Source organism: Pseudorhodoplanes sp., from assembly GCF_035565855.1.
GTDB lineage: Bacteria > Pseudomonadota > Alphaproteobacteria > Rhizobiales > Xanthobacteraceae > Pseudorhodoplanes.
The window spans coordinates 1-4,169 of record NZ_DATMRX010000019.1 but is presented as its reverse complement, the minus strand read 5'-3'; the positions used below and the strand labels follow the sequence as shown (position 1 = coordinate 4,169).

The window sequence follows — 4,169 nt, the reverse complement described above, 5'->3', positions numbered from 1 at the left end:
TTCAGGCGCTGGCCCGCTCCTCACGCCAGGCATCGAGATCGACCGCCTGGTCCGGGATCGTGAGGTGGAAGGTCGCGCCGATCGTGCCCTCCACCAGCCGGATTTCGCCGCCATGGGCGCGGACGAGTTCCGCGGCGATCGCAAGGCCGAGCCCGGTCCCGCCCGGCCGGGCCGAGCCGGAAAAGGCCTGGAACAGATGTTCGCGCGCGCGCGGCGGGAAGCCCGGCCCGGTATCGGAGACCTCGATCACCACCACCCCGCCTTCGCGCCGGCCCGTCACCCTGATCTGATCGCGCAGGGCGTTGTTGGGGGCGCGCGCCTCCAGCGCCTGCATCGCATTGCGGGTCAGGTTCAGCAGCACGCGGAACATGTGGTCGTGATCGGCGTCCATCTCGAGGCCGCGTTCGATCGAAACGATCCACCCGATATTGCTGTCCGGGGTCAGGCCAAGAGTCTCGCGCACCTCCTCGACCAGCGGCTCGACCGGGATCATCCGGCGGTCCGGGGGCGCTTCCTGCGCGCGGCCATAGGACAAGGTGGACTGGCAGAACTCGATCGCGCGCTCCAGCGTGCGCACGAGCTTGGGCGCAAAGCGCTGCACCCGCGGATCGCGGACGCTCGACAATTGATCCGACACGAGCTGCGCCGAGGCCAGCATGTTGCGCAGGTCGTGGTTGATCTTGGACACTGCGAGGCCCAAAGCCGCAAGGCGCGAACGCTGATGCAGCATCGAGGTCAGATTGCTCTGCATCGAGGCCAGCTCGCGCTCGGTGATGCCGATTTCGTCGTTGCGCCGGGAGACCCTGATGGTGCGCGAAGGATTTTCCGGGTCGGCCCGGAACGCCATGATATTGCGGGTAATCCTGCGCATCGGCCGCACGAACATGAAATGCAGCGCGAGATAGACGAGCGCGAGCGTCGAGGCCGAGATGATCAGGGAGGCCACCAGCACGTTCCGCGAGAAGCGCAGCATCGCCCGCTGCAGCGGCTCGTTCTGAATCAGGATTTCCAGGAACTCACCGTCGCGCGGCGCCGTGCCGACCACCCGCAGGATCGTATCGCCCGGATCGAACACCGCGTGATAGGCGCCGGCCACGGCATCGAACCAGTCGACCTCGCGCAGATCGAAGTTGCGATGGATCTCGGCGGGCATTTCGGTGACCGCGAGCAGGCGCCGCGTCTGCCCGGTCTTCATGACCACGGCCTGGGCGCCGATGCTTCTGAGGATGTCGCGTGCGAGATCGTCGGGGACCATGCCGCTCGGCGCGGCATAGAGAACGAGTGCTGCGGTTCGCGCGGCCGCCAGGCGATCGTTCAGCCAGTTGACGCGAAAGATCGATACCGCCGGGACGTAAATCAGCACCTGCACGATCATGACGAACAGGATCGTGAGAACCAGGAGTTTGCCGGAAAGGCCAAACCGCGGCACACGCACGGGGCCTTTATCGTCCAGATCGGTCATTCCAGGCTGCCTGTACGGGCTCGACGAAAATGTCGCGAGGGTCCGTATAAAGTCATGATGCGGCGGTACCGTGAAATCGTCAAACCCGGCGCGAATGCGACAAGGCGGGGTCCCTTGCTATGGTTAACGCGGCCGGCGGCGGGCGGAACTTTCGATGCCACCGCAAAGATGGTCGTCGGCCCCGGGCAGCGCCAGCCCCCGGAAAGGGGGGCATTGATCCGCAGGCCAACGAATCGTCGTTTCGCGGACTTGCGCTCGGCCAAGCGCCAATGCGGGTAAGGCACTGATTTTGCTGTCAAAACCGTACCGGAACACGGGAATGGCCCGATCGGCGCGGCGCAGCTGTCGCATTGACGAAAAGCCGCTCCGTCCTTATAAGCGCGCGGAATTCCGGCACCGGCGGCCTTCACAGCGAAGCTTTTCGCAGCGAATGTGGTTGCAGCCTTAAGGCCGGTGCGACCACCCGAAGCCTCCGGCATTGTGCCGCGACCAGCGGAGACTGTTCCCGTGAAACGGACCTATCAACCGAGCAAGCTCGTGCGCAAGCGCCGGCACGGCTACCGCGCCCGTATGGCGACGAAAGGCGGCCGCAAAGTCGTGGCGGCCCGGCGCGCCCGCGGTCGCAAGCGCCTCAGCGCCTGATTCGGGGCGGCCCGGAAGGCCGGCCCGGATGGAGCATCTGAGAAAGCGAGCGGATTTCCTGGCTGCTGCCGGCGGCCCCAGAGTGCCATCCGCAAGCTTCGTTCTTCAGTCGCGCGACCGATGCGACAACGGCGCTCCGCGCGTCGGCTTCACAGTTTCCCGGAAGGTTGGAAATTCCGTCGAACGCAATCGTGTCCGCCGAAGGCTGCGCGAAGTGGTTCGCCTCAAGTCAATGGATGCGTTGCGCGCCGGCCATGACTATGTGCTCGTCGGACGGCGCGCGGCCTTGACGGCTGCCTTTTCCGATTTGGCCGCGGATTATGACCGCGCCCTCGCACGCATCCATACAATGCGTCACAAGCCCCGACCCGATGCCTGATAACGACAGACCGTGAGCAAAGACACATGATCAACGACCAGAAGAACATGTTTCTTGCCATCGGGCTTTCGCTGCTCGTGATCCTGGGCTGGCAATATTTCATCGGCGGCCCGCAGCTCGAGCGTCAGCGCGAAGAAGCCAGGCTCAAGCAACAGCAGCAGACGCAGCAGACGCAGCAGACCACGCCGGGCACGGCTCCCCAGCCGGGCACCGCTCCCGGAGCCTCGGCGCAGCCCGGCGCGGCGACGACGCCTTCTGTACCGGGCCAGCCGACCGTTCCCGGCCAGACGCTGACGCGCGAGGCGGTGCTCGCCGCCTCTCCGCGCGTTGCGATCGAAACCCCCACCATCCACGGCTCGATCTCGCTGCGCGGCGGGCGCATCGACGACGTATCGCTGATCAAATATCGCGAGACGGTCGATCCGAAATCGCCGGCGATCGTGCTGCTCGCTCCATCCGGCAGCCCGCATCCGTTCTATGCGCAATTCGGCTGGACCAATGCCGCCGGCGCCAAGGTGAAGCTGCCGGACGACAACACGATCTGGACCCAGCAGGGCTCGGGCACGCTCGGAGTCGGCAAGCCGATCACGCTGACCTGGGACAACGGCGAGGGACTCGAATTCCGGCGCGTCATCACCGTCGATGAAAACTACCTCTTCACGGTCGAAGACGCCGTGATCAATCGCACCGGCGAGCCGGTGACGCTGTTTCCCTACGCGCTGATTTCCCGGCAAGGCAAACCGGAAATCCTCGGCTATTACATCCTGCATGAAGGCCTGATCGGCGTGATGGGCGACAAGGGCCTGCAGGAATTCTCGTACAGCAAGATCGAAACCGAGAAGCAGATCCCGTTCGACGTCACCAATGCCTGGCTCGGCATCACCGACAAATACTGGGCCGCGACGCTGCTGCCCGAGACCAATGCGCGGGTGAAGGCGAATTTCTCGGCCCGCGATCTGAACAACCGCAAGGCCTACCAGACCGATTACCTGCTCGACCCGGTCACCATCGCCGCCGGCGGCACCGGCAGCGCCAAGGCGCGGCTGTTCGCCGGCGCCAAGGAAGTGTCGATCGTCGACCACTATGACAATGCGCTGAAACTGAACCGCTTCGAGCTCCTGATCGACTGGGGCTGGTTCTATTTCATCACCAAGCCGATGTTCTGGGTGCTGGACTTCTTCTTCAAGTATTTCGGCAATTTCGGCGTCGCAATCCTGCTGGTCACGGTCCTGATCAAGATCGTGTTCTTCCCGCTCGCCAACAAATCCTACGCCTCGATGGCGAAGATGAAGGCGGTGCAGCCGCAGATGATGCAGATCCGCGAGCGCTATGCGGACGACAAGGTCAAGCAGCAGCAGGCCTTGATGGAGCTGTACAAGCAGGAGCGGATCAATCCGCTGGCCGGCTGTCTGCCGATCCTGATCCAGATCCCGGTCTTCTTCGCGCTCTACAAGGTGCTGTTCATCACCATCGAAATGCGCCACGCGCCGTTCTTCGGCTGGATCAAGGATCTTGCGGCGCCCGACCCGACCACGCTCTTCAATCTGTTCGGGCTCATCCCCTGGAATCCGGCAAGCGTGCCGGTGATCGGCGTCTATCTCATGATCGGAGTCTGGCCGATCATCATGGGCATCACGATGTGGTTCCAGATGAAGCTGAACCCGTCGCCGCCGGACCCGACCCAGA

General features: G+C 64.1%; 4 protein-coding genes. 3 read left to right on the top strand and 1 reads right to left on the bottom strand.

Annotated features, from left to right (window positions below; all coding sequences use genetic code 11):
• Position 1: 1 nt before the first annotated feature.
• Positions 2-1,462: a HAMP domain-containing sensor histidine kinase gene (locus VN004_RS01105; RefSeq protein WP_325606263.1), complete on the bottom strand. Its 1,461-nt coding sequence runs from the start codon at positions 1,460-1,462 to the stop codon at positions 2-4.
• Between the two features lie 507 nt (positions 1,463-1,969).
• Here VN004_RS01105 and rpmH point away from each other — a divergent pair.
• The 3 genes from rpmH to yidC form a co-directional block, all read left to right on the top strand.
• A complete protein-coding gene (gene rpmH / locus VN004_RS01100) occupies positions 1,970-2,104 on the top strand; it encodes a 50S ribosomal protein L34 (RefSeq protein WP_325606262.1) in 135 nt (44 codons plus the stop codon).
• Positions 2,105-2,132: 28 nt separating this feature from the next.
• Positions 2,133-2,483, top strand: coding sequence for a ribonuclease P protein component (gene rnpA / locus VN004_RS01095; protein WP_325606261.1), 351 nt, complete (start codon positions 2,133-2,135; stop codon positions 2,481-2,483).
• A gap of 29 nt (positions 2,484-2,512) precedes the next feature.
• On the top strand, positions 2,513-4,169 hold a 1,657-nt coding region (gene yidC / locus VN004_RS01090), incomplete at its 3' end, for a membrane protein insertase YidC (RefSeq protein ID WP_325606260.1).